The organism is Micromonospora sp. NPDC051296 (genome assembly GCF_040682255.1).
Lineage (GTDB): Bacteria > Actinomycetota > Actinomycetes > Mycobacteriales > Micromonosporaceae > Micromonospora > Micromonospora craterilacus.
Map to the genome: position 1 here is coordinate 1 of NZ_JBFBAO010000676.1, position 1,166 is coordinate 1,166.

Annotated in this window: 1 protein-coding gene and 1 pseudogene; both read left to right on the plus strand. The window is 77.9% G+C overall.

Annotated features, from left to right (window positions below):
* The coding region (locus AB0M52_RS34050; protein ID WP_363962016.1) for an ABC transporter ATP-binding protein at window positions 1–497 on the plus strand (497 nt) is incomplete at its 5' end.
* A gap of 17 nt (window positions 498–514) precedes the next feature.
* Window positions 515–1,108, plus strand: a pseudogene (locus AB0M52_RS34055) (thiol reductant ABC exporter subunit CydC); the annotation flags it as partial.
* Window positions 1,109–1,166: the final 58 nt, after the last annotated feature.

Genomic DNA, 1,166 nt, shown 5'->3' on the forward strand with positions numbered 1-1,166 from the left:
GCGGGGTGGACCTGACCGAGGCCGACCTCGACGGCTGGCGCCGGCAGGTGGCCTGGGTGCCACAGCGGGCCCACCTGTTCGCCGCGTCGCTGGCCGACAACATCCGGCTCGGCAGCCCGGACGCCCCGCCGGTCGCGGTCGTCGCCGCCGTCCGCGACGCCGCCCTCGACGACGTGGTCGCCGCGCTGCCCGAGGGGTTGGACACCCGGCTCGGCGAGCGCGGGCACGGTCTGTCCAGCGGGCAGCGGCAGCGGGTCGCGCTGGCCCGGGCGTTCCTGCGGGACGCCCCCCTGGTCCTGCTCGACGAGCCGACCGCGCGCCTCGACGCCGCCGCCGAGGCGGTGGTGCTGTCGGCCACCCACCGGCTGGTGGCCGGCCGCACCGCGCTGCTGGTCGCGCACCGGCCTGCGCTGCTGGAGGACGCCGACCGCATCCTGCGGGTCGAGGACGGCCGGGTGACCGAGCTGACGCCCACACCGGCCGGGGAGGCCCGATGAGCCCCCCGGAACTGACCGTGCTGCGCCTGGCCCGGCCGTACCTGAAGCGCCTGGTCGGCGCCGGGCTGCTCGCCGCGGCAACCGAGTTCGCCGGGCTGGCCCTGATGGCCACCGCGACCTGGCTGTTGATGACCGCCGCCGACCGGCCTCCGCTGGACCGGCTCACCGTGGCGATCGTCGCGGTGCGGGCGCTCGCCGTCAGCCGGGGCGTGCTGCGCTACACCGAACGCCTCGCCGGCCACGACGCGGTGCTCCGCCTCGTCACCGACGTCCGTACCCGGGTCTTCGCCACCCTGGCCGCCCGGCGCGGCGCCCCGCCACGCACCGGCGACGCCCTGAGTCGGCTGGTCTCCGACGTGGAGGCGGTGCAGGACCTGCTGCTGCGGGTGCTCGTCCCGGGCGCGGCGGCCGGGCTGGTGAGCGTGGCGGCCGTGGGCCTGGCCGCGCTCATCTCACCGCCGGCCGCGCTGGCGCTCGCCGTCGGGCTGTTGGTGGCCGGGGTGGCCCTGCCGGCGCTGGCCACCATCCTGACCCGGCGGGCCGGTGCCGAGGTGGCACCGCTGCGCGGCGCGCTCGCCGCCGATGCGGTCGACCTGACCCACGGTGCCGCCGCTCCAGCGGGTTGTAGGCGGTGAAGGCGTCGTTCACCGCGCTGTCCAGCTGTACGCC